The 22,515-nt window shown below is 68.2% G+C and carries 27 protein-coding genes; 23 read left to right on the top strand and 4 right to left on the bottom strand.

Going from position 1 to position 22,515, the window contains the following annotated elements:
• Positions 1-20 precede the first annotated feature (20 nt).
• The 12 genes from arlG (at position 21) to ACMGFG_RS07900 (ending at position 11,463) form a co-directional block, all read left to right on the top strand.
• On the top strand, positions 21-482 hold the full coding sequence (gene arlG / locus ACMGFG_RS07845; RefSeq protein WP_436929778.1) for an archaellum stator protein ArlG: 462 nt from the start codon (positions 21-23) through the stop codon (positions 480-482).
• Positions 479-1,240, top strand: a complete 762-nt coding sequence (gene arlH / locus ACMGFG_RS07850) for an archaellum protein ArlH (protein WP_436929779.1) — start codon at positions 479-481, stop codon at positions 1,238-1,240. The genes arlG and arlH overlap by 4 nt, the downstream gene beginning before the upstream one ends.
• Positions 1,241-1,261: 21 nt before the next feature.
• On the top strand, positions 1,262-2,938 hold the full coding sequence (gene flaI / locus ACMGFG_RS07855; RefSeq protein ID WP_436929780.1) for an archaellum flagellar ATPase motor FlaI: 1,677 nt from the start codon (positions 1,262-1,264) through the stop codon (positions 2,936-2,938).
• A 50-nt stretch (positions 2,939-2,988) separates the two neighbouring features.
• Positions 2,989-4,692 (top strand): archaellar assembly protein ArlJ/FlaJ, encoded by a 1,704-nt coding sequence (gene arlJ, locus ACMGFG_RS07860; protein WP_436929806.1) that lies wholly within the window; start codon positions 2,989-2,991, stop codon positions 4,690-4,692.
• Between the two features lie 382 nt (positions 4,693-5,074).
• Positions 5,075-5,383: a hypothetical protein gene (locus ACMGFG_RS07865; RefSeq protein WP_436929781.1), complete on the top strand. Its 309-nt coding sequence runs from the start codon at positions 5,075-5,077 to the stop codon at positions 5,381-5,383.
• Between the two features lie 45 nt (positions 5,384-5,428).
• On the top strand, positions 5,429-6,148 hold the full coding sequence (locus tag ACMGFG_RS07870; protein ID WP_436929782.1) for an SOS response-associated peptidase: 720 nt from the start codon (positions 5,429-5,431) through the stop codon (positions 6,146-6,148).
• Positions 6,149-6,225: 77 nt separating this feature from the next.
• On the top strand, positions 6,226-6,417 hold the full coding sequence (locus ACMGFG_RS07875; protein WP_436929783.1) for a 30S ribosomal protein S17e: 192 nt from the start codon (positions 6,226-6,228) through the stop codon (positions 6,415-6,417).
• Between the two features lie 141 nt (positions 6,418-6,558).
• Complete coding sequence (asd, locus tag ACMGFG_RS07880) at positions 6,559-7,596, top strand: aspartate-semialdehyde dehydrogenase (protein ID WP_436929784.1); 1,038 nt, start codon at positions 6,559-6,561, stop codon at positions 7,594-7,596.
• A 612-nt stretch (positions 7,597-8,208) separates the two neighbouring features.
• Positions 8,209-9,060, top strand: coding sequence for an aldo/keto reductase (locus tag ACMGFG_RS07885; RefSeq protein WP_436929785.1), 852 nt, complete (start codon positions 8,209-8,211; stop codon positions 9,058-9,060).
• 60 nt (positions 9,061-9,120) lie between these two features.
• A complete protein-coding gene (locus ACMGFG_RS07890) occupies positions 9,121-9,714 on the top strand; it encodes a DUF6663 family protein (protein ID WP_436929786.1) in 594 nt (197 codons plus the stop codon).
• 111 nt (positions 9,715-9,825) lie between these two features.
• Entirely contained in the window at positions 9,826-10,974 is a 1,149-nt protein-coding gene (locus tag ACMGFG_RS07895) for an SPFH domain-containing protein (RefSeq protein WP_436929787.1), read from the top strand.
• 99 nt (positions 10,975-11,073) lie between these two features.
• Positions 11,074-11,463 carry a hypothetical protein gene (locus ACMGFG_RS07900; RefSeq protein WP_436929788.1) on the top strand — a complete coding sequence of 130 codons (390 nt, stop codon included), beginning with the start codon at positions 11,074-11,076 and terminating at the stop codon, positions 11,461-11,463.
• A 44-nt stretch (positions 11,464-11,507) separates the two neighbouring features.
• On the opposite strand, the gene ACMGFG_RS07905 is transcribed toward ACMGFG_RS07900, so the two are convergent.
• Positions 11,508-12,482, bottom strand: coding sequence for a D-2-hydroxyacid dehydrogenase (locus ACMGFG_RS07905; protein ID WP_436929789.1), 975 nt, complete (start codon positions 12,480-12,482; stop codon positions 11,508-11,510).
• 58 nt (positions 12,483-12,540) lie between these two features.
• The gene (locus ACMGFG_RS07910) at positions 12,541-13,041 is read right to left on the bottom strand and encodes a DUF7321 family protein (RefSeq protein WP_436929790.1); all 501 of its coding nucleotides are present in this window, start codon (positions 13,039-13,041) and stop codon (positions 12,541-12,543) included.
• Positions 13,042-13,192: 151 nt separating this feature from the next.
• Here ACMGFG_RS07910 and ACMGFG_RS07915 point away from each other — a divergent pair, with 151 nt between their 5' ends.
• The 11 genes from ACMGFG_RS07915 to ACMGFG_RS07965 all read left to right on the top strand — a co-directional run bounded on the left by ACMGFG_RS07915 (position 13,193) and on the right by ACMGFG_RS07965 (position 20,679).
• Positions 13,193-13,588: an ArsR/SmtB family transcription factor gene (locus ACMGFG_RS07915; RefSeq protein WP_436929791.1), complete on the top strand. Its 396-nt coding sequence runs from the start codon at positions 13,193-13,195 to the stop codon at positions 13,586-13,588.
• A 101-nt stretch (positions 13,589-13,689) separates the two neighbouring features.
• Positions 13,690-14,106 carry an arsenate-mycothiol transferase ArsC gene (locus ACMGFG_RS07920; RefSeq protein ID WP_436929807.1) on the top strand — a complete coding sequence of 139 codons (417 nt, stop codon included), beginning with the start codon at positions 13,690-13,692 and terminating at the stop codon, positions 14,104-14,106.
• On the top strand, positions 14,103-15,221 hold the full coding sequence (locus tag ACMGFG_RS07925; RefSeq protein ID WP_436929792.1) for a DUF7973 family transport facilitator: 1,119 nt from the start codon (positions 14,103-14,105) through the stop codon (positions 15,219-15,221). Before ACMGFG_RS07920 ends, ACMGFG_RS07925 begins: the two co-directional genes overlap by 4 nt.
• A gap of 98 nt (positions 15,222-15,319) precedes the next feature.
• A complete protein-coding gene (locus ACMGFG_RS07930; RefSeq protein ID WP_436929793.1) occupies positions 15,320-16,240 on the top strand; it encodes a DUF7319 domain-containing protein in 921 nt (306 codons plus the stop codon).
• 204 nt (positions 16,241-16,444) lie between these two features.
• Positions 16,445-17,098, top strand: coding sequence for a plastocyanin/azurin family copper-binding protein (locus ACMGFG_RS07935; protein ID WP_436929794.1), 654 nt, complete (start codon positions 16,445-16,447; stop codon positions 17,096-17,098).
• A complete protein-coding gene (locus ACMGFG_RS07940) occupies positions 17,098-17,487 on the top strand; it encodes a DUF7318 family protein (RefSeq protein ID WP_436929795.1) in 390 nt (129 codons plus the stop codon). The genes ACMGFG_RS07935 and ACMGFG_RS07940 overlap by 1 nt, the downstream gene beginning before the upstream one ends.
• 2 nt (positions 17,488-17,489) lie before the next feature.
• Positions 17,490-18,371 carry a ubiquinol-cytochrome c reductase iron-sulfur subunit gene (locus tag ACMGFG_RS07945; protein ID WP_436929796.1) on the top strand — a complete coding sequence of 294 codons (882 nt, stop codon included), beginning with the start codon at positions 17,490-17,492 and terminating at the stop codon, positions 18,369-18,371.
• Between the two features lie 2 nt (positions 18,372-18,373).
• Entirely contained in the window at positions 18,374-19,177 is an 804-nt protein-coding gene (locus ACMGFG_RS07950; RefSeq protein ID WP_436929797.1) for a cytochrome b, read from the top strand.
• Positions 19,178-19,181: 4 nt separating this feature from the next.
• Positions 19,182-19,946, top strand: a complete 765-nt coding sequence (locus ACMGFG_RS07955; protein ID WP_436929798.1) for a cytochrome b family protein — start codon at positions 19,182-19,184, stop codon at positions 19,944-19,946.
• A 201-nt stretch (positions 19,947-20,147) separates the two neighbouring features.
• Positions 20,148-20,414, top strand: a complete 267-nt coding sequence (locus ACMGFG_RS07960) for a DUF7315 family membrane protein (protein ID WP_436929808.1) — start codon at positions 20,148-20,150, stop codon at positions 20,412-20,414.
• Positions 20,407-20,679, top strand: coding sequence for a DUF7314 family protein (locus tag ACMGFG_RS07965; RefSeq protein ID WP_135362762.1), 273 nt, complete (start codon positions 20,407-20,409; stop codon positions 20,677-20,679). The genes ACMGFG_RS07960 and ACMGFG_RS07965 overlap by 8 nt, the downstream gene beginning before the upstream one ends.
• Before the next feature lie 631 nt (positions 20,680-21,310).
• Here the strand turns inward: ACMGFG_RS07965 and ACMGFG_RS07970 are convergent.
• Positions 21,311-21,760 carry a DUF7313 family protein gene (locus ACMGFG_RS07970; protein ID WP_436929799.1) on the bottom strand — a complete coding sequence of 150 codons (450 nt, stop codon included), beginning with the start codon at positions 21,758-21,760 and terminating at the stop codon, positions 21,311-21,313.
• 131 nt (positions 21,761-21,891) lie between these two features.
• A partial coding sequence (locus ACMGFG_RS07975; RefSeq protein ID WP_436929800.1) for an NAD(+)/NADH kinase occupies positions 21,892-22,515 on the bottom strand: 624 nt, incomplete at its 5' end.

Raw genomic sequence — 22,515 nt, forward strand, 5'->3', positions numbered from 1 at the left:
CGGCACGGAGGTGGTCCGCCGTGGCTAGCGTCTCGGTCTCCCACATGATCCTGTTCATCGCGTCGATGCTGGTCGCGGCCAGCGTCGCGGGCGTGTTCACCGACACGGTCGGCCAGCTGAGCAACGCCATCGACGACCAGGGGCTGCAGGTGAGCCAGGACGTGCGCACCGACGTGGAGATCATCAGCGACAGCGGCTCGTCGAACGTCTACGACGGGACCACGGACAACATCACGCTCCACGTCAAGAACACGGGGTCGGAGACGTTACCGGCCGATCCGGGCGCGGTCAACGTCTTCGTCAACGGCCAGTTCGAGACGGACGTGACCGTGTCGCTGTACGGCGAGGGGCCGTCCTGGCGCCCCGGGTCGGTCCTGAAACTGGAGATCGACCGCTCCGACAGCCCGCTGGCGGTCAACGAGGACCACCGCGTGAAGGTGGTCGTCAACGGCGACGAGGAGGTGTTCGAGTTCCGCACATGAGCATCGCGACAAACGACCTGTTCTCGCTGGGACTGAAGGAGCGCGACCGGATCAACAAGGAACTGGGCGGCGGGATCCCGCCGGGCAGCATCGTCCTCGTCGAGGGCGACTACGGCGCCGGCAAGTCCGCCATCAGCCAGCGGTTCGCCTACGGCCTCTGCGAGGAGGGCCACTCCGTGACGATGCTCTCGACCGAACTGACGGTCGGGAGCTTCCTCGACCAGATGCACTCGCTGGACTACGGCATGGTCGAGCACCTGCTCGACGAGAACTGCCTGTTCCTCCACGCCGACATCGGCGACGGGAACACCTTCTCCGGCCAGGAGGAGGAGGGCGACCGCAAGGAGCTGCTCAAGCGGCTGATGGACGCCGAGGTGATGTGGGACTCGGAGGTGATCATCATCGACACGTTCGACGCCATCCTCCGCAACGACCCCAAGTTCGAGGCGCTGGTCCGCCAGAACGAGGAGCGCCAGGCTGCCCTGGAGATTATCTCGTTCTTCCGCGACGTTATCTCCCAGGGGAAGGTCATCATGCTGACCGTCGACCCCTCGACGCTGGACGAGGAGGCCATCGGCCCCTTCCGGGCGATCGCCGACGTGTTCCTCGAACTGGAGATGATCGAGGTCGGCAACGACGTGCGCCGGCAGATCAGCGTCCTCCGGTTCGCCGGCATGGGCGAGCAGGTCGGCGACACCATCGGCTACTCCGTCCGCTCGGGGACCGGCATCGTGATCGAATCGCGCAGCGTCGCATAACACACCAGAGAGGAGTACAGCATGACAGACCACGGACGACCCAAACCCTCGGACGAACTCAGGCAGGTAGCGTCGCGCCGGCCGCACCTGATGGACCACCTGAAGAAGTTCAAGCAGATCACCGGGGAGTTCCCCACGTTCATCGAGGAGGCCGACGACGACTACGAGTCCGACCGGCCGAACGTCCTCTACCCCGTCGGCGGGCCGATCTTCTGTCACATCTACGGCGACATCGGCCAGGACATGAAATATTACGCCATCGAGCCGGAACTCGACGAGGAGGAGTCGGTCGTCTTCGAGGAGGTCCGGAACAAACTCCTCCAGAAGAGCGTCAACAAGCCCGCCCCCACCAGCGACACGGAGTACGACGACCGCATCGAGGAACTGCTCCAGGAGTCGACCGCGGTCAAGAGCGGCGCCAGCGACGAGAACGGGGTCCTCTCGCGGTTCAACAAGCTCTCGAACCTCGGCAAGGTCGAGGTCACCGAGTCGACCTACGAGAACATCCTCTACCGACTGAACCGGGACATCGTCGGGCTCGGCCCCCTCGAGCCGGTGATGCGCGACCCGGCCAACGAGGACATCCACGTCATCGGCCCCCACGAGTGCCACGTCGACCACTCCGTCTACGGGATGCTTTCCACCACCGTCGACTTCGGCACCCCCGAGGAGTACGACAAGTGGCTCAAGAACATGGGCGAGCGCATCGGCGACCCCGTCTCCGACAGCGACCCCATCGTCGACTCCACGCTGCCGGACGGGTCGCGTCTCAACCTCATCTACTCCGACGACGTCTCCGTCAAGGGCCCCTCGCTGACCATCCGCCAGGGCGACGAGGTGCCCCTCTCGATCTTCCAGATCACCAAGTGGGGCACGCTGTCGCCGCAGCTGGCGGCGTACCTCTGGCTCTGCCTGGAGAACGAACAGACCGTCTTCGTCGTCGGGGAGACGGCGTCGGGGAAGACGACGACGCTCAACTCCATCATGGCGTTCATCCCCCGCGACGCGAAGATCTACACCGCAGAGGACACCGCCGAGGTGCTGCCGCCACACGACACCTGGCAGAAGCTCCTGACTCGGGAAGGTGAAGACGAAGGGTCGAGCGTCGACATGTTCGACCTCGTCGCGGCCGCGCTGCGGTCGCGGCCCGACTACATCATCGTCGGTGAGGTCCGTGGCGAGGAGGGGCGCATGGCGTTCCAGGCCGCCCAGACCGGCCACCCGGTCATGCTGACGTTCCACGCCTCCGACATCGTCTCGATGATCCAGCGATTCACCGGCGAACCGATCAACGTCCCGGAGACGTTCATGGACGTGGCCGACGTGGCGCTGTTCCAGAACCGGGTCAAGCAGGGCGACGACGTGCTTCGTCGGGTGACCTCCGTCCAGGAGATCGAGGGCTACTCCAAGGAGATGGACGGGGTCGTCACCCGCCAGTCGTTCTACTGGGACCCCGTCGAGGACGAGATCGTCTTCCAGGGCATGAACAACTCCTTCGTCCTCGAGGAGCAGATCGCGACCCTCCTCGGGTACGAGGACACCCGCGACATCTACGACGACCTGAACTTCCGGGCGAGCGTCATCGAGCGCGCCATTCAGGAGGGTATCCTGGGGTACCACGAGGTCAACGAACTGATCGAGGACTTCCAGCGCGACGGCGTGGAGGGCCTCCCCTTCGACATCCACAGGACCGAGTGATGGCGTCCGCAGACGAATCCGCCGGGACCGTCGAACTCACGCTCACGTCGATGCTCTCGGGGCTGATAGACGCCTACGAGCAGATGCCGATGCCGCTGAAGCGGTATCTCGGCGTCATCCTCGCTCCCTCCGCGGTCTTCTTCGTCGCGACCGTCGCCGCCGGGCTCGTGCTGGACCTCCCGCTGTTGATCCGCGGGCCGATCCCCCTGCTCGGCTTCCTGATGCTCGCCTCCGCGGTCTTCTACCCGAAAATACTGCTCTCCCAGCGGCGGGCGGAGCTCAACAACCAGTTCCACCTCGTCGTCACGCACATGACGGTCCTCTCGACGACGAACATCGACCGCATGGAGGTGTTCCGCCAGCTCTCGAAACAGGACCAGTACGGCGAGATGGCCGCCGAGATCGGTCGCGTCGTGGAACTCGTCGACACGTGGAACCAGAGCCTCGACGACGCCTGCCGCCGCCGCGCCAAGCAGGTCCCCAGCGAGGCCGTCTCCGACTTCTTCGACCGCCTGGGCTACACGCTCGGGGCCGGCCAGGCGCTGGACGACTACCTCGTCTCCGAGCAGGACCAGATCATCGCCAACTACAAGACCGTCTACCAGGGCACGCTGGACAACCTGGAGGTCATGAAGGACCTCTACCTCTCGATGATCCTCTCGATGACCTTCGCGCTCGTCTTCGCGGTCGTCCTCCCGGTCCTGACGGGTACGAACCCGACGGTGACCGTCAGCGCCGTCATCGTCCTCTACGTGTTCGTCCAGTCGGGGTTCTACCTCGCCATCCGCTCGATGGCCCCCCACGACCCGCTGTGGTACCACCCCGATGACAAACCCTCCCCCGTCGAGTCGAAGATCCGCAACGCCACGGTCGCGGGGACCGCCCTCTCGGTCGGCCTGCTGGCGTTCTCGCTTCTCGGCATGCTCGGGGTCTCGCCGGTCACGCTGGACGACGCCGTCTTCTTCCTCGACCCGCTCCCGCTGCCGTTCTACGCGGCGATCCCCACGCTCCCCTTGCTCATCCCCGGGCTCGTCGTCAACGCCGAGGAGAAGAAGATCAAGGCCAGAGACGAGGAGTTCCCCAGCTTCATCCGTGCGCTCGGGGCCACCGAGGGCGCCAAGCAGTCGACCACCTCGACGGTGCTCGAGACCCTCCGCAAGAAGGACTTCGGCCCGCTCTCGGACAACGTCGACAACCTCTACAAGCGGCTGAACATGCGCATCGAGACGACCGAGGCCTGGCGCCACTTCACCGCGGAGTGTCGCTCCTCGCTCATCCAGAAGTTCTCCGAGATGTACCTCATCGGCCGCGAGATGGGCGGGGACCCGAAACTCCTGGGCGAGCTCATCTCGGAGAACATGATGGAGGTCCAGCAGCTGCGCCAGCGCCGGGAGCAGGCCACCACCACGCTGATCGGCCTCCTCTACGGGATCACTGCCGCCTCCACGTTCGCCTTCTTCATCGGTCTCCAGGTCGTCAACATCCTCGCCTCGATGAGCCTCGACCTCCAGTCGGGCACCAGCAACTTCGACGTCGGCAGCCTCATCAACACCGAAGTCTACAACATCCCGCTCATCGAGTTCCTGCTGATCGTCATCATCATGTTCGGCGCGATGCTGTCGGCGCTGATGGTCCGCACCGTCGACGGCGGCCACAAGATCAACACCTACGTCCACTTCGTCGCCCTGACCTGGGTCGGCTCGATCACCGCCGTCGTCACCAAGTGGCTCGTCACGCAGTTCCTGGCAATATAAGCCCACTTTCGCACCCACTTTTTGCGGCGGAGAGATCCTCGCGCGCCTTCGGCGCGCTGCGGGGATCCTCCGCCGAAAAACTTGGGGAAAAAAGCCGGACGACTCGGTCGCTGCGCTCCCTCGCGTCCGGTGAACCGGCGCTCCGCGCCGGATGCACGCTGGCGAACCTGCCTTTCCCCGGGTCGGCCGACGAGACGGCCTCCCGGCCACCGCACCGTACCGCGACCATCCCGCGACTGCACCGCGGCCACCCCGCGACCGCTCTGCACCGCGGCCACCCCGCGACCGCTCTGCACCGGGACCGCCGCCACCGCCCCGCACCGCGACTGCACCGCCTGAACGGCCCCCTACAACTATCCGGGTCCCGGTCGACCACCGGGCCATGGCAGAACCGGAAGACACGCTCGCGCGCTCGCCCGTCGACTTCGACTCCGCAGTGGCCTACGCGCTCCACCCGGAGATGCGTCGGCTGATCATCCTCTATCTCGTCGGGACGCTCCTGTTGCCGATCGGCCTCTCGATGTTCCTCGATCCGTTCACGTTCGGCGGGCTGGCGCGACTGATCCGCCGGGTCATCGGACTCGGGATCATGCTCGTCGGCGCGACCTTCTTCTTCGGTGGCGTCGTCGGCGCGGCGTTCAAACTCGTGGCGGACGCCAACATCCTCGCCGCCGCGCTCTTCGAGGACTGACCGGCGGACTGTGCCGTTATTGCGGTGGCGCTCGTAGCGGTAGCCATGTGTGGCCGCTACAGCCTGTTCGCCCCGCCCGACGACATCGAGGACCGCTTCGACGCGACCTTCGAGTACGAGTTCGAACCCCGCTACAACGCCGCACCGAGCCAGCAACTCCCGGTCGTCACCGGCGACGAGCCCGGGACGATCCAGCGGATGGAGTGGGGGCTGGTCCCTTCCTGGGCGGACGACCGCTCGGCGTTCGAGTTCATCAACGCACGCGCGGAGACAGTCCGGGAGAAGCGTAGCTTCGCCGACGCCTACGAGTCGCGGCGCTGTCTCGTCCCCGCGGACGGCTTCTACGAATGGACCGAGACGGGCGGCGACGGGGACGACAAACAGCCCTATCGCGTCACCGTCGGCGACCACGACCTGTTCGCGATGGCGGGGCTGTACGAGCGGTGGACGCCTCCCCAGACGCAGACCGGCCTCGGCGACTTCGGCGGCGGCTCTAACCCCGACGGCGACCCCGACCCTGTCGAGACGTTCACGATCCTCACGACCGAACCGAACGACACTATCGCGGACCTGCACCACCGGATGGCCGTGATCCTCGACCGCGACGAGGAGGAGACGTGGCTCGCCGGCGACCCCGACGAGGTCGAGTCGCTGCTGGACCCCTACCCCGCCGAGCCGATGCGGACCTATCCGGTGTCGACGGCCGTCAACGACCCCGGCAACGACACGCCGGCGGTGCTCGAAGCGGTGGAGGTGGGCGGCTGAACCGCCCCGGCTCGCCGCAGTGCCTGGCGTGGCGCCGATTCGAATCCTTTTAGGGCGCGAGCGGTCAACGGGTCGGTATGGCTATCAAACCCGCCTACGTCAAGAAAACGGCGACGCTGCTGATGGAGCGGTATCCGAACGCCTTCGGCCAGGACTTCGAGCACAACAAGGAGGTCGTCACCGAACTCACGAACGTCGAGTCGAAGGGCGTCCGGAACCGCATCGCCGGCTACGTCACCCGCAAGCAGGGTCAGACCGTCGAGGCGTAAGCGGCGCACCGTTCTCCCTCTGTTCTGTCTTCGACCGCCCCGAGCGCCGGCCGCGCGGTCCCCGGGATTGCGGATGATAGACCCTGACCGTGGTAGACGTATCCAAACAGTTTTGAATGGCGGTGACTCTATCCCGGAACAATGACTGTCAGCGTAGGCATCCTCGGTGCGACCGGCGCCGTGGGGCAGCGACTCATCCAGCTGATCGACCCGAACCCGGACTTCGAGATCGCGGCGCTCACCGCCAGCGAGTCGAGCGTCGGCAAGAGCTACCGCGAGGCCAGCAAGTGGCGCATCGACACGCCGATCCCCGACGACGTGGCCGAGACGGAGGTCGTCGCCACCGATCCCGACGCGGTCCCGGACGACGTGGACCTCATCTTCTCGTCGCTGCCGTCCAGCGTCGGCGAGCGTGTCGAACCCGACTTTTGCGAGGCGGGCTACGTCGTCTCCTCGAACTCCTCGAACGCGCGGGCCGACGACGACGTGCCGCTGGTCATCCCGGAGGTCAACGCCGACCACATGGACCTCATCGAGGTCCAGCGCGACCGACGCGGCTGGGACGGCGCGCTCATCAAGAACCCCAACTGCTCGACGATCACGATGGTCCCCCCGCTGGCCGCCCTCGACGAGGCCGCCGGCCTCGAACGCATCGAAGTCGCCACGCTGCAGGCCGTCTCCGGCGCCGGGTACTCGGGCGTCTCCTCGATGGAGATCATCGACAACGCCATCCCCCACATCGGCAAGGAGGAAAGGAAGATGGAGACCGAGTCCCGGAAACTGCTCGGCGAGTTCGACGGCGCCGAGGTCCACTGGCACGACGCCGACGTGGCCGCCTCCTGCAACCGCATCCCGACTATCGACGGCCACCTGGAGAACGTCTGGGCCGACACCGCCGAGGATCTGTCGCCCTCGGCGGCCGAGGACGCGATGACCGGGTACCCCGCGATGGACCTGCCGTCCTCGCCGGACCAGCTCATCGAGGTGTTCGACGAGCCCGACCGCCCACAGCCCCGCATGGACCGCAACCTCGGCGACGGCATGACCGTCTCCGTCGGCGGCGTCCAGGAGACCTCTCACGGACTGCAGTTCAACTGCCTCGCGCACAACACCCTGCGCGGCGCGGCCGGGGCGAGCGTGCTCAACGGCGAACTGCTGGTCGACAGCGGCTACCTGTAAGCCACGCAGTCTGAGTCGTCGGTCCGTCTTTTATACGCGGAGCAGGCGCAATACCACGGCCTTCAGGGTGGATACGCGCCGTCAACTTGGGAGAGAATCCACGTTCGACGCCCCTTGAGTTTCAGAATACCGGCGTTTAACTGACGGGCCGCCGTACAGGGGTGTAGGAACCGGTCGGAACGGAGCGGATTCCGAACCGTCCTCCGGAGGCGGCCTGTCCGCCCACCTAACGAGGCAGTATCCGAAAGAACAGTCGGTGAACGCCACATCCTCGAAGGGTGTGCCGACGTGCCGACTGCTCAAAGCACGCGACACGATACCCCCAACTCCGCTGACGCCTGCTGGCGTCCCCGTGGCCAAAACAACACTGGGACGCCAAACACGGTTGAGGAGAGGGGTAACGGCGGCTTGGCACCGCCAGCAGTCTACCACATCGATGCCGTGGGACTACCGCGACCGAAAGGTGTGGTAATCCGGTGACCGGACTGCAGACCTGAAACTCCCACCGCTCGGGATTCTTCCGCGTTTACGCGGAGGAGGATGTCAACGATACTTTCCGGCCAGGGTAGCGCTCATGAGGCTGGAGTCGTACTACCTCAGCGGACAGCTACCATGGAATCCGTCGAACTCAACAACGGCGTGGAGATGCCGCTGCTCGGCTTCGGGACGTATCAGATCGAGGACCCAGAGGAGTGCGAACGGAGCGTCAGGGAGGCGCTCCGCACGGGCTATCGACTGATCGACACCGCGGCCGCCTACGGGAACGAGGAAGCGGTCGGGCGGGCGATCGAGAACAGCGACGTACCCCGAAACGAGGTGTTCGTCACCAGCAAACTCTGGATCCAGGACGCAGGCTACGAGCCGACGAAAGACGCTTTCGAGCGCTCGCTGGACCGACTCGGGCTCGACTACCTCGACCTCTATCTGATCCATCAACCCTACGGTGACGTTCATGGGTCGTGGCGGGCCATGGAGGAGCTGTACCACGAGGACAGGATCAGGGCCATCGGGGTCAGCAACTTCCACCCCGACCGGTTGATGGACCTGATGGTGCACAACGAGGTCGTCCCGGCGGTCAACCAGATCGAGACGCACCCCTTCTACCAGCGGACCGACGACGCGGCGTTCCTCGCCGAGCACGGCGTCCAGCACCAGTCGTGGGGCCCCTTCGCCGAGGGCCAGCACGACATCTTCGACCACGACGTGCTGACCGACATCGGCGACCGGTACGGCAAATCACCCGCACAGGTCACCCTCCGGTGGCTCGTCCAGCGCGAGGTCGTCGCCATCCCGAAGTCCGTCCACGACGAGCGGATCGCCGAGAACTTCGACGTGTTCGACTTCGAACTCACGGGCGAGGAGATGGCCCGGATCGGCGATCTGGACACGGGCGAGAGCCTCTTTTTCGACCACCGCGACCCCGAGATGGTGAAGCGACTGGGGACGGCCGAGCGCGAGACCTGAGCGCCGCCGGGCTGGATCGGCGATGGACGACGTTTTCAGGCCGCTCCACCTACCACCGGTATGGACGAGGGGACCTATCGTGTGTTGCCCGGCGGCGGCGATGAGACGTGGCGCTTTCTCGCCCGAGATACGATGGAGACCGTCGCCGTCGCCCGCGAGGGCCACGACGCGCCGGTCGCCGACCTGCGACCGGGATACCTGGTCGACGCCACGCTGGACTGGGGCTCGGAGGAGCCGACGGTCCGCACACTCTCGGTACAGCGACCGACCCTCTACACGTTCGTCCCGGGGGCCGACCCGGTCTTCGAGGTCGCCGAGAGCCTCTGGGAGGAGACTCGCGCCGCGGGCGACGGCATGAACGCCACCCAGACCTACAACACGGACAACGCGGTCAACGGCGTCTGCTACGTCTTCGCCGACCCCGGCCAGCCGTCGGTGTTCGACGAGTTCCGGTCGGGCGCCCGCCCGGTCGAGCCGCTGGTCGACCGGGTCAACGACGGCCCCGACGAACCCGAACCCCGCGAGGTGTTCGTCCTCGACCCCGCCGACGGCGAGTTCACGGTCGTCACGATCACCCTCTCGAAAGGCGGCCGCTTCGCCGAGACGATGCGGGAGACCTACGAGCGCGACCACCCCGACGAACCGCTGGTCTGAGCACCGCGGAGACGGATCCGCCCCGCGCCGTCCCCGCGGCCGCTCCGGTCCCCTTGCCCCGAACGTCCGTCGGTGCGACACCTTATCTGTCTGTAACGCACTAGCATACGTATGAGTATCCCGTCCGCCGGAGCCGCCCTCGCTGGCTCCGCCACACCCCTCCAGTTGCTGCCCAGTATCTCGCCGCTGACGGTGGTCGGAGGGCTGCTCCTCCTGCTCGCCGTCGCCGCCGTCTACTCGGCGGTCGAGATCGTCGAGGCCTACGAGAAGGAGGCGCTGACCGTCTTCGGCGAGTACCGCAGGCTGCTGGAGCCCGGGATCCACCTGATCCCGCCGTTCGTCAACCGGACCTACCCCTTCGACCTGCGCACGCAGACGATCGACGTGCCCCAGCAGGAGGCGATCACCCGCGACAACTCCCCCGTCACGGCCGACGCGGTCATCTACGTCCGCGTCATGGACGCCAAGAAGGCGTTCCTCGAGGTCGAGGAGTACAAACGGGCCGTCTCGAACCTCGCCCAGACGACGCTGCGGGCCGTCCTGGGGGACATGGAACTCGACGACACGCTCTCACGGCGGGAGATGATAAACGAGCGGATCCGCGAGGAACTGGACGAGCCCACCGACGAGTGGGGGATCCGCGTCGAGAGCGTCGAGGTCCGCGAGGTCAACCCCGCCGCGGGCGTCAAGCAGGCGATGGAGCAGCAGACCTCCGCCGAGCGCAAGCGCCGCGCCATGATCCTCGAAGCGCAGGGCGAACGGCGCTCGGCCATCGAGCAGGCCCAGGGCGCGAAACAGTCCGACATCGTCCGCGCCCAGGGGAAGAAGCAGTCGCAGATCCTCGAAGCGCAGGGTGACGCCATCTCGACCGTGCTGCGCGCGAAATCCGCCGAGTCGATGGGCGAACGGGCCATCGTCGACAAGGGGATGGAGACGCTGGAAAACATCGGCCAGGGCGAGTCGACGACCTTCGTCATGCCCCAGGAGCTCACCTCGCTGGTCGGTCGCTACGGCAAGCACCTCTCCGGCAGCGACGTGAGCGACGCGGCCGGCGCCGACGGGCAGGGAAGTCTCGACAGCCTCGACTTCGACAGCGAGACGCGCGAACTGCTCGGCCTCGACGACATCGCAGAGATCATCGGGGAGATCGACGAGGAGGCGCAGGTCGACATCGACGCGATGGAGGAGGAGGCGCGGGCGATCAAGGAGGGCGACGACACGCGGGCGAGCCGGTCCGAACCGGTCGAGGAACGCGAGTAGGGGTCGGTCGAGGAACGCGTGTAGCGGTGGAGGCCGGCCGCCGGTACCGACCGGACCATCACCTGAAGGCATATATTATCTGGCGGTGACAGTTCCGGCATGGTCTCCAGAGACACGACCGTCCACCTGACGGTCGTCGCGCTCGCGCTCGCCGGGCTCGCGGTAGTGACGCAGTTCCCCTCCGACCCGGCGGTGACGGCCCTGATCCTCGTCGGCTACAACGGCGCGGTCCTGGCGGGGGCACACCTGTATCTCGCCTGGCGCGGCGAGGACGGCCTCGTCCCCGTCGCCTCGCGGTGGCGGTTCGTCGCCGCCGTCGCGGCCGTCCTGTCGCTGGCCGCACTGACTGTCCTCACCGACCCCGTCTCGATCGGGCCGCTCACGTCCGATTCGCTGCTCGGGCTCGCCGCCGCCGTCGTCGCGGTCGGCTACCTGTTCGTCGAGGCCCGGGACGGCTACCGCGAGTCGAGGGGCGAGAACGGCGTTTGACCGGCACTCCCCGGCCCGGAGTCGCGGGTCCGGCTCGGACCACCTCAGACCACCTGGTTCGGCAGGTCTTGCCACTCGCCGGACTCCTCGGCGGTGGCGACGGCCTCGGCGACGATGTCGGCGAGGCGTTCGAAGTACTCGGGGGTGTGGCCGGCGTTGTGCGGCGTGAGCAGGACGTTCTCGAAGGTCCACAGCTCGTGGTCCTCGGGGAGCGGCTCGGGGTCGGTCACGTCCAGGGCGGCGCCGCGGATCGAGTTCCACCGGAGCGCGTCGACCAGGGCGTCCGTGTCGACCACGCCCCCGCGGGCGACGTTCACGAGCACGGCCTCGGGCGGCATCGTCAGGAACACCGCCTCGTCGACCAGGTTCTCGGTCTCGTCGGTCAGCGGGCAGGCGAGGACGACGTAGGCGGCGTCGGCGACGGCCTCGGCGATCTCGTCGTAGCCGTACACCTCGTCGGTCGGCCCGCCCTTCTCGGGGGAGTAGCGCACCCCGACGGTGTCGACCTCGAACCCCCGGAGGCGCTGGACGACCGACTGCCCGATCGAGCCCATGCCGACGACGGCGACGGTGCTGCCGGCGAGTTCGTGGCCCTGGTGGGAGCGCCACTCGCGGCGGCGCTGGCGACGCCGGGATTCGAGGAAGTCGCGGGTAAAGGAGAGGATCGCACCGAGGGCGTACTCGCCGATGTTGGGGCCGTGGACGCCGGAGGCGTTCGTGACGGCGACGCCGCGCTCGCGGAACGCGTCGAGGGGGAGGTGGTCGACCCCGGCGTACGAGCAGGCGAACAGGTCGAGGTTCGCGGCCCGGTCGAGGCGCTGTTCGTCGAGTTCGAACCCCGCGAGGACCTGCGCCTCCGGGAGCAGTTCGCGTTCCTCGTCGGGGGTGGCGGCGTAGCCCACTTCGCGGTCGGGGATCCGGTCGCGCAGGGCCGCGACGTACGACTCGGGCGGGATGCCGTGGATGTTCTGTCGCAGGACCAGCACGTCGGGCGCGTCGGCGGTCGCCTCGTCGGTCATGCTGGTCGTGTTCGACCGCTCCGGGCAAAAAACCGGCCGCTGGCCGGCGGGCGCCGTCTCAGATCCCGAGGAGTTCGAGCACGTCGTAGCGGAGGACGTACCGGGCGAACCCGGCGCCGTAGGCGAGAATCCAGAAGAAGACATAGCCGAACACGCCGATCCGGAGACGGCTCCGCCAGTGGTCCATCTGGTCGCCGCCGATCTCGTCGAGGAGCACGTCCTCGTCGTAGTCGTTGTAGAGGTCGTGGCGCCGCTTGGCAGTGAAGATGCGGACGATCCCGGTGAAGCCGAACGTGAGCATGGCGTACGCTTGCGCGCCGAGGAAGGCGTGGACCATCGCGAAGCCGCCGAACTGGCTCAGCAGGCGCGGGGCCATCCAGACGAGCATCGGCACGGTCGTCAGGATTAGCCCCGTCACCACGAACTTCAGGTGGTGCATCAATACCGACCAGGTGACCGGCTCGGTCTCGATGATGTACCAGGCGCCGTAGACGAAACAGGGGAAACTCGCCGTCACGGCCACCAGCACGACCGTCGCGACCACCCTGTCCGTGACCATGATCGGTGCTTTCGGCCAGTCGCGCTAAAACGTGCCGAAAGCCCACTCGCTCCCCGCACCAGGGGCCGACCGCCGGATCACGTCCGCGGCCGAACGGGTTCGCCTCGCTCGTCCGGAACAGTTATCTGAACAGTTGTTCATCCAATCAGCCATGGCGACCGACTCGACGCGCCTGCGGCGCTTGCTCGCCGAGGAGCTGGGGGAGTGTTGCGACGCCGACGTGGAAGCGCGCATCGACGAACTGGAGGAGCTGGCCGCGACGACGCCGTCCGACCGGGAGCGGGACCTGTCGGCGCTGTCGGCGCTCTCGGACGGGACGCGCCACGACATCGTCCGCTACCTCGCGGCGGCCGACGGGGAGCTGTGCGTCTGCGAGCTGTCGCCGCTGGTGGACGTGAGCGACAGCGCCGTCAGCCACGCGCTCTCGGACCTGCACGACGCCGGGCTCGTCACCCGCCGAAAGGAGGGGACCTGGCGCCACTACGACGCGACCGCCCGAGCCGACCGGCTGCTCGACGCGCTCGACGACACGCGAGGTGAGCGATGAGCGACGGGTCCGCCGGGGACGGGGCCGACGGGGGCGGGGCCGACGGGGGCGGCGCCGTCGGTGGCGGTTCCGCCGGCGACGGGACCGTCCGGATCGCGCTGATGTGCGTCCAGAACGCGGGTCGCAGCCAGATGGCGACGGCGTTCGCCGAGCGCGAGCGCGACCGCCGGGGGCTGGGCGACCGGGTCGAGGTCCTGACCGGCGGCACCGACCCCGCCGACGAAGTCCACCCGGTCGTCGTCGACGCGATGGCCGAGGTCGGGATCGACATCGCCGACCGCGAGCCGAAGGCGATCACGACCGAGGAGCTAGCGACCTGCGACTACGTGGCGACGATGGGCTGCTCGACGCTGGAACTCGACCCCGCGGTGGGCGTGGACGTGCGCGACTGGGCGCTGGACGACCCCCACGGCCGGGACCTGGCGGCGGTCCGGGAGATCCGCGAGACCGTCGAGTCGAACGTCGTCGCGCTGTTCGACGAGTTCTCCGAGCCGGCCGAGGACCAGCGCCAGGGATGACGCTGGCGGACCTGGTCGCCGTCGAGCTACTGGTGGCGGCGTTCGCGGGCGGCGCATTCGGCGCGGCGGTCGGCGCGCTGCCGTCGTTCTCGCTGGCGGGGCTGGTCGTGGTCGTCGGCGAACTGTACGCGATAGGCGTCCGGTCGGTCGGCGAGACAGTGGCGGTCGACGTGACCGGCGGCGTCGCGTTCGGCCCAGTGCTCGGTCCGCACGTCGCCTTCGGCGGCGGCGCCGCGGCGGTGGCCTACGCCGCCCGGCGCGGATACCTCGATTCGGCCGGCGAGGCCTACGACCCGAAGGACGTGACCCGCGGGCTCGGCAGCCGGCCGGACGTGCTGGCGGTCGGCGGCGCGTTCGGCGTCGTCGGCTACTGGGTGGCGACGCTGGCCGGGTCGCTGTCGGTCCCGGTCGACCCGGTGGCGCTCGGCGTCGTCGGTTCGGCGCTCGCCCACCGGGTCGCTCTCGGCTACAGCGTGGTCGGCGCGCCCGCGGGTCGACTGCTGGACATGTCGCCGTTCGAGCGCGAGCGCGACGAGACAGCGGTCGAGACGGACGGCGGCCGACCGACCACCGACTCGACGGCGGCCGACGACGGCGCGGGTCGCGCAGACGCGCGAGCGGACGGACGCGGGAACGCCGCCGTCGATCCGTGGCTCCCCCACCAGTACCGCTGGGAGGAAGTCGCGGCGCTCGGTGCGGTCGTCGGCGTCCTCTCGGCGTACACCGCCTACCTGACCGGGAGCGCGTTCCTCGCGTTCGGGATCACGGTGGCGGTGCTGTTCCTTCTCTGCGCCGGCGTCGCGGAGATCCCGGTCACGCACCACATGGCGCTCCCGGCGAGCACCGTCGTGGTCGCGCTGGCGGGCGTCTCCGGCGGCGCGCCCGCACCCGGCGCCGTCGCCGGGTCCGTCCCGCTCGGTGTCGCCCTCGTCGCCGGCGGCGCGTTCGGTGTCGTCGGTGGGCTGCTCGGCGAAGTCGCCCAGCGAATCTTCTACGCGCACGCGGCGACGCACCTTGACCCGCCGGCGGCGAGCATCGTCGTCACGTCCGGCGTCGTCGCCGCGCTGGCGATGGCGGGCGTCCTGCCGGCCGCGGCCTGGGTGCCGACGCCCTAAGTCGCGCTCGTGCGGCGGTCGACCGTCTCGGGGGTGGATCGACCGGGTTCGGGCCGCGGGTCGGGGCGCTTTTACCCCTCGGGGCCGGAGTTCCGACAATGAGCGACGCCGCCGACGAACGGGTCGACGGGGCCGAGGAGGCGTCGGAGGCCGACGGCGCCGGGGCCGAGGAGGGGACCGGCGAGGACGCCGAGTCCATCGAGGCGCTGCGCGAGCAGGTCGAGGCCGAGTACGACTTCGACGACTTCGGCCCGAACGAGATGGCGTCGATGTCCTCCGAGGAGTGGGAGGCGGTCTTCGACCCGGAGTCGTGGATCACGGGCGAGGAGCTGCTCGACCGCGTGGAGGCCGACCTCAAGCGGCGGGTCGCCGAGCGGGAGGTGTTCGCCCGCGTCGAGCGCCACGACGACCGCATCGTGGCCTACTCCGACGAGGGGTACGCCACCGTCTACGCCGACGGCTCCGTCGAGGGCCACGGCACCGTCCTCCGGGACGTGAAGCCGACGGTCGCGCTCGCGTCGATGGAGTCGTACGACGTGCCCGACGCGCCGCCCGAGGAGCTGCTCCCCGAGCCACAGGAGGTCCCCGAGGGCAGCGGCGAGTTCGGCAACACGGTCCTGCAGGTCGTCGCCGGGATCCAGGTGCTCGCCGGCCTCGTGCTGATCGGCGGGTGGTTCGTGTTCTTCCTCGGGATCGTCTCGCCGCCGGGCGGCGGGTCGGTGCGCTCGCTGAACGTCGTCGCGATGTTGCTCGGCGGCGTCGTGTTCCTCGCGATCGGGCTGTTGCTGTTCGGCGTCGTCGCCAACGCCCGCCTGTCGGACAAGTTCCGGGCCGAGGAGTACCGCAACCGCCTGCGCGCGGTCGAACTCGAACCGGGCGAGCGGCCGGACTTCCTCCCCGACGAGGAGTCACCCGAGGACGCGCCGGGGATCCCGGGGGAGCCCTCGGAGCGAGAGCCGGGCGAGGATGCGGCCGGCCGGCCCTCCGGAGGCGGCGACGGCGGGCCGGACGAAGTCTGAGCGGGCCAGCGGTCGGCCGGCGAGGCGTGACCGCCAGCCGTGTAGGGCGCGTCGGGCGGTCGCGAGCCGAGTGAGAGCGGTTCGCACGGACCGGCCCCGTCGGGGCGACGACGACCCGAATATCTCCGGCCGGCGCGGGGCTAATCGCGCGCCTGCGTGCGTATTCGGTGGGTTTATACAAATTCGGTACCGACCACCCTTTGTATGAACAGACGGGACTTTCTGCGGACCGCCGGCGGCGCCGCGGGCGGCGCGTCCGCGGTCGCCGCGGGCGCCGGCACGGCCGCCGCACAGGAGGGCGGTGGCGGGAGCGTACAGCCCGTGTGGCCCTCCTACGTGAGCGACGCGAACAACGGCAGCTACGAGGACTTGCGGGGCCAGTCGGAAGTGACCGTTCAGGTGGGCCCGGACGGGAACTTCTCGTTCGCACCGACGAAGATCTGGATCGAGTCGGGGACGACGGTCGTCTTCGAGTTCGTCTCACCCGGTCACAACGTCAAGCCGACCGAACAGCCCGACGGCGGCAGTCTCGACGGCACGGAAGGCGGCCAGTTCGCCACGATCGCCGAGGGCGAGACCTACGAGGCCACGCTGGAGACCGGCGGTATGTACACGTACAACTGCGCCCCCCACGAGGGCCAGGGCATGAAAGGTGCCATCGCCGTCGGCGAAGACGTCGAGACCGAGGAGGTCGGCGGCGGCGGACAGACGCCGCTCAACCCCGAGCACATGGGCGTGCCCTTCCACCCCCACTACGTCGGCATCTCGACCATCGTGATGATGGTCGTCTCGCTTTTGTTCACCTTCTTCCTGCTGAAGTACGGTGAATCACCCAACGCCAAGGGAGGGAACAACTGATGTCATCGTCAGGGAGCACGTACGGCGACATCCACCGGTACGAACCGGCCCGCGAGAGCACGGCCGCTGCGGTCGCGCTGGTCCTGTTGACCATCGTCGAGGTCGTGTTCGTGGGCCTGTTCACGTTCGGCCTCGTGAACGGCTGGGGGTACAGTCCGCTGGGTAACATGTATCTGGGCGGTATCCTCGCCATCATCTTCGTCGACCTGGCCTTCATCCTGATGGTCTACCGCAAGGAGTTCCTGCCGGACGTGATGATCGTCAAGAAACGGCGCCGCAAGTGGGAGGACCTGTACATCCGCGAGGAGGACGTCGACGGGACGTCGTTCGCGGACGGGAACCCTCTCGAGAGCGTGAAACGAGCTGTCTACCCCTACTACAAACGATAACAATGCCACTGGACGAAGACAAGTATCCGGGCGAGACGGGCCGACGCCGCTTCGTGAAGGGCGTCGTCGGCAGCGCCGCGCTGGCCAGCGTGGGCACGGGCGGCGCGGCCGCCGTGAACACGGTCACGTCCGCGGCGGGCGGCGGCGGCGGCCCGACACAGTACATCGCGATCGAGAACACGGACGGGCCCGCGCCGCGCGGGATGCCCATCGTCCCGCTGGAGGTGACCGACGCGGGCGAGCTGCGGGGGCTGTTCCCCGAGGCGAGCACGGAGACGGTCGCCGGGGTCGAGCGGACCGTCGCCGAGATGGACCTGGGCGGGACGACCTACTCCTCGCAGTGGTTCCAGTACTGCGGGCTCGAGCAGTACCAGGGTGTCCAGCCGGAGGCCGACGCGGACAACATGCTCCGCGCGTCGGCGAGCCCGCCGCCCGCCTACGACTGGCAGCAGGACGTCGAGGGCGACACCGTCCTCACAGTCGACATGTTCGAGGACTACGAGACGTGGGGCAACGGCATCGGCAACGAGGGCATCGGCAAGCCCGCCAGCGCCACGTGGCGCTCGCAGGGCGAGGACGCCAAGACCATCCCGGTGCAGGTGCTCCGTTCGCCGAAGGTCTCGCAGATGGCCAACGGCGAGGGGGAGTTCAGCGACCTCCCGAGTTCGATCCGGAACTTCATCGACGCGGCGACCGAGCAGGACTTCATGGCCTGGATCAACAAGTGTACGCACTTCTGCTGCGTGCCGGGGTACAAGCAACTGGAGGGCAGCGCGAACTTCAACGCCGCCGACGAGGTGTACTGCCAGTGTCACCAGTCGGTCTACGACCCGTTCAGCCCGACGCAGGTACAGTTCGTGGCCCGCCCGCGGCCGGATGAGTAACAATGAGCATTGAACGCAAGGACGAACACGACCACGAATCGTGGATGGAGAGCCGTGAACTGACGGCCATCGAGGAGATCTACCTGACCGTGCTGCTGTGGCTCGACAGGCGCCTGCGCATCGTCGACTATCTGGAGATCCTCGAGAACATGTACTACAAGGTTAACTTCCAGATGCCCAAGAGCCACACCGAGCAGTACAACCTGGACAACAAGTTCTGGTACTGGTACCCGCTGTACGCGCTCGGGTCGTTCTCGACGATCGCGTACGTCGTCGCGGCCATCTCGGGCGCCCTGCTCGGGTTCTACTACGCGCCCGGCGCCGGCGCCTCCAACGGGACGCCGGACCTCGCGTACAACTCCATCACCTTCATCATGACCGACCTGAACTTCGGCTTTTTCCTCCGGAGTCTCCACCGCTGGTCGGCGCAGGTGATGGTCGCGGCCGTGTTCCTGCACATGCTGCGGGTGTACTTCACGGGCGCGTACAAGGAGCCGCGCGAACTCAACTGGATCATCGGCATCGTGCTCATCTCGCTGACGATGGTCTTCGGGTACACGGGCTACCTGCTCCCGTGGGACCAGCTGGCCTTCTGGGCCGGCCAGATCGGCGTCGAGATGAGCCTGTCGATACCACTGATCGGCGAGTGGGTGGCCCAGCTGTTGTTCGGCGGGTTCACCCTCAGCCAGTCGACGGTCCAGCGGATGTACATCCTGCACGTGTTCGTGCTCCCGTTCGTCACGACGGGGCTGATCGCCGTGCACATCGGCATCGTCTGGATGCAGGGCATCGCGGAACCCCACTGATACAATGAGCGAGAACAACGACGACAGCGAGGAAGTTCGCACCGACGGCACGGGCATCGTCCCGCCGGACGACGAGACCCCGACCTGGAGCGAGCGCAAGGCTCGCAAGCAGGGGCTCGCCCGGCTGACCTACGAGTACTTCGAGCGCTCCCGCCGCGAGGACCAGGACCTGCGCCAGCAGTCCAGCTACGTCGAACGCGACGTGCTCGCGTTCCCGACCTGGCCCCACGAGATGATCCGCAACCTCGCGCTGACGAGTTTCTTCGTCGGCATGATCATCTTCCTCTCGGCGGCGCTGCCGCCCCACATCGGCCCGCCGGCCGACTCCTCGTCGACGCCGGCGATCATCCTGCCCGACTGGTACCTCTACTGGTCGTTCGGCCTGCTGAAGCTCGGCCCGCTCAACCCCGAGATCAGCCTGCTCGGCGGCCAGAAGCTGATGGCCGACCGCACGTACGGCGTCATCGCCAACCTGGTCGTCGTCGGGTTCGTCGCCATCGTCCCGTTCCTCAACAAGGGGAGCGCCCGCCGCCCGGTCGAGCAGCCGTTCTGGGCCGCCGTCGGGGTCAGCGGCGTGGTCTTCGCCTTCACCATCGCCGCGCTGTCGGTCAAGAACCTCATCCCGATGGACTCCCATCTCATCTTCGACCTGACCTTCCTGCTCCCGGTCCTCGCGGCGTTCCTCAGCTACGCCGTCCTCCGGACGATGCGGGAGGGGTACATGTTCAACCTCAACCGCCGGTACTACCGCCTGCGGCCACCGAAGTAGATGGCCGACCCGTCCCGCCCCGGCGACTCGCCCGACGCGGCCGCCGACGGGACGGACGACCCAGCCGTCGCCGACGCCGATTCTGTCGCCGACTCCCCGTCCCCCACCGACAGGTCCGCCACTGACGGGTCCGCCGGTGCCAACTCCGCCGCTGCCGACTCCGGCGGGAGCGACGACCCGGCGGGTGCGCGCGGTCGCGAAGTGGTCGTCCCCGACGCGGTGTACAAGCGCGTGACCGTCTTCTCGACGCTGTTCGCCGTAGCGGCGGTCGTCGGCGGGTTCCTGGTGCTCGACGTGGCGACCGACCGGGCGACGGCGGAGCTGTCGGAAGTCGACCCGCTGGTCGCGCTGGCCGGCGTGGGGTTGATCGTCGCCGGCGCGGTCACGTACGCGTTCTCGACGCGGTTCAGGGCCGACGGAATGGGAAACGCTAAAGAAGAAACCGACGAAAGATCCGACAATGGCTGACGAATTCGCGAAGGGAATGGCGATCTTCTCGGCCGCGGGGCTCGCGTGGCTGACCCTCGCCGGCTGGTATCGCACGCCCAGTTTCGAGGGGAGCGGCGTCCAGCTGGTCGCCCCGGTGGAAGGGGTCAACACCGTCTACGGGCAGCTCGGCGTCGCGATTATGGACGTGATGGCCTGGTTCGCCGTCTTCGGCGCGCTCACCTTCTGGGTCGTCATCCCCGCCGTCGAGGAACTCCGCGACGCCTACGCCGAGCGCTCGAACTGAACGCGGTCGGAATTCTTCGGGTCGTCGTTGCACAGAGGGTGGTCCGTTTCCCGCGGGTTCCGGACCCCCGTGGTTCCGGCGAACTCGGTTCGACTCGCTCTCTCGCAGTGACTGTGACTGCAACTGACAGCAGGCAGTGAAAGCCCTCGGCGCGCTCGCTAGCTGGAGTCAGTACCGCAGGCGACAGCAGGCGTTGAACGCCCTCGCCGCGCTCGCTCGGAGTTGGATCGACCGCATTCGACGGTGAACGATGAAAGCCCTCGCCGCGCTCGCGGTCGCTGAGCGGGATATCCGCGCTCTCCGCACCGCCCGCGCGGATAGTGCCCGCTCAGGCGACTATCGGCGCGAGCGCGCCTCGCCCTTTCAGTCCACCGGGAGAGCACGCTCTCCCGAGCCCGCGCTCACACGTTCGCGCGGACGCCAGGACCGCAACCCGCACCGCAACCGCACCGCAGACGGCCACGAGCCTCCCCAGCCGATTCGCTCCGTCACTCCGTTCCTCCGCTCATCCCTCGCGCGGCTACGGTCGCGCGCACGAGAGCGCGCTCCAGCGCGCGCCGACTGCACTGCGACCTGTCGCTTCGGTAGCTGTCGGCGACTGTCGCGAGCGAGAAAGCGGCGGAGAGCGGGCCTACAGGAACTGCCCGAGGGGGCCGTAGAAGAACGTGACGTAGGCGACGTACAGCAGGGCGACGACGGAGGCGCCGATGGCGGCCTTGGGGCGTTCGACGTCGATCTCGCGGCGGACCTCGACCTTGCGGGACTCGAACTCGAAGATGTCCGTCAGGAGGACGAAGATGGCGATGACGGAGAAGACCATCCCGGGGTGGTGGGCGACTGTGAGGTAGTAGAAGCCACCGAGCACCAGGGCGACGTTGGTGAGGACGTGGAAGGGGTGCCGGGAGAGTTCGTCGGCGTCGCCGCTCTCGGCCTGGGAGAGGTGGCGTCGGTGCGCCAGCGCGCGCGCCGCGATGTTCAGGACCACCAGACCGAGGAGGACCGCCTCGATCACGAGGACCTCCTCGGTGATGTGGCTGTCGAGGACCGCGTCGACCGGTCCGAACAGCTCGTATGCAACCATACCCGGAAGATCCGTCCGTCGCCCATTAGAGTTTTTCCAATCCAGCGCGGTCTCGCCGCCGCTCGCGGGCCGAACGTGTGCGAGACGGGGCGCGGCCACCGTGACGACCCCGCGGCGAAGGGCGGTCGCGCTCAGGCCGGTGGGAACGGCGACCGGCCGGCGGCGACGACGGCGACCGAGATCGCTCCCGCGGGGACCACACTGACGGGTTCGTCGGGTTCGACCGGGCCGACGACCCTGTCGTCGGCGAGGAGGTGGACGGCGGTCTCGTCGCGTTCGACGGTGACACCGAGCCCGTCCGGCGGGAGGACCCAGTGGTCGATGTCCGTCTCGAAGGGCGCGACGGGGACGACGGTGACGGCGTCGGTGTCGGGGGCCAGGACGGGGCCCCCGGCGTCGCTGGCGTAGCCGGACGAGCCCGCGGGGGTGGCGACGACGACGCCGTCGGCGCGGAACCGGGCTACGCGGTCGTCGCCGCGCTCGACCGTGTACTCGGATATCTGCGCGGGTTCGGCGCTGACGAGCATCAGGTCCAGCAGCGCCGTGGCGCGGGTCCGGTCGGCGACGCGCACGTCGACCAGCGGGTGCGAGGCGCGCTCGTAGTCGCCGGCCACGAGGTCCGCGATACCGTCGGCGACCGCCGCCCGGGGCACCGAGCAGACGCCGGCGCCGGCGTCGACCGGGAGGACGGGGGCGTCCGTGCCGGCGCGGGCGACCGCGAGCAGCGCGGGCTCGCCGACGGCGACGACGGCGTC

It is taken from the genome of Halosimplex halobium (assembly GCF_051414055.1).
GTDB lineage: Archaea > Halobacteriota > Halobacteria > Halobacteriales > Haloarculaceae > Halosimplex > Halosimplex halobium.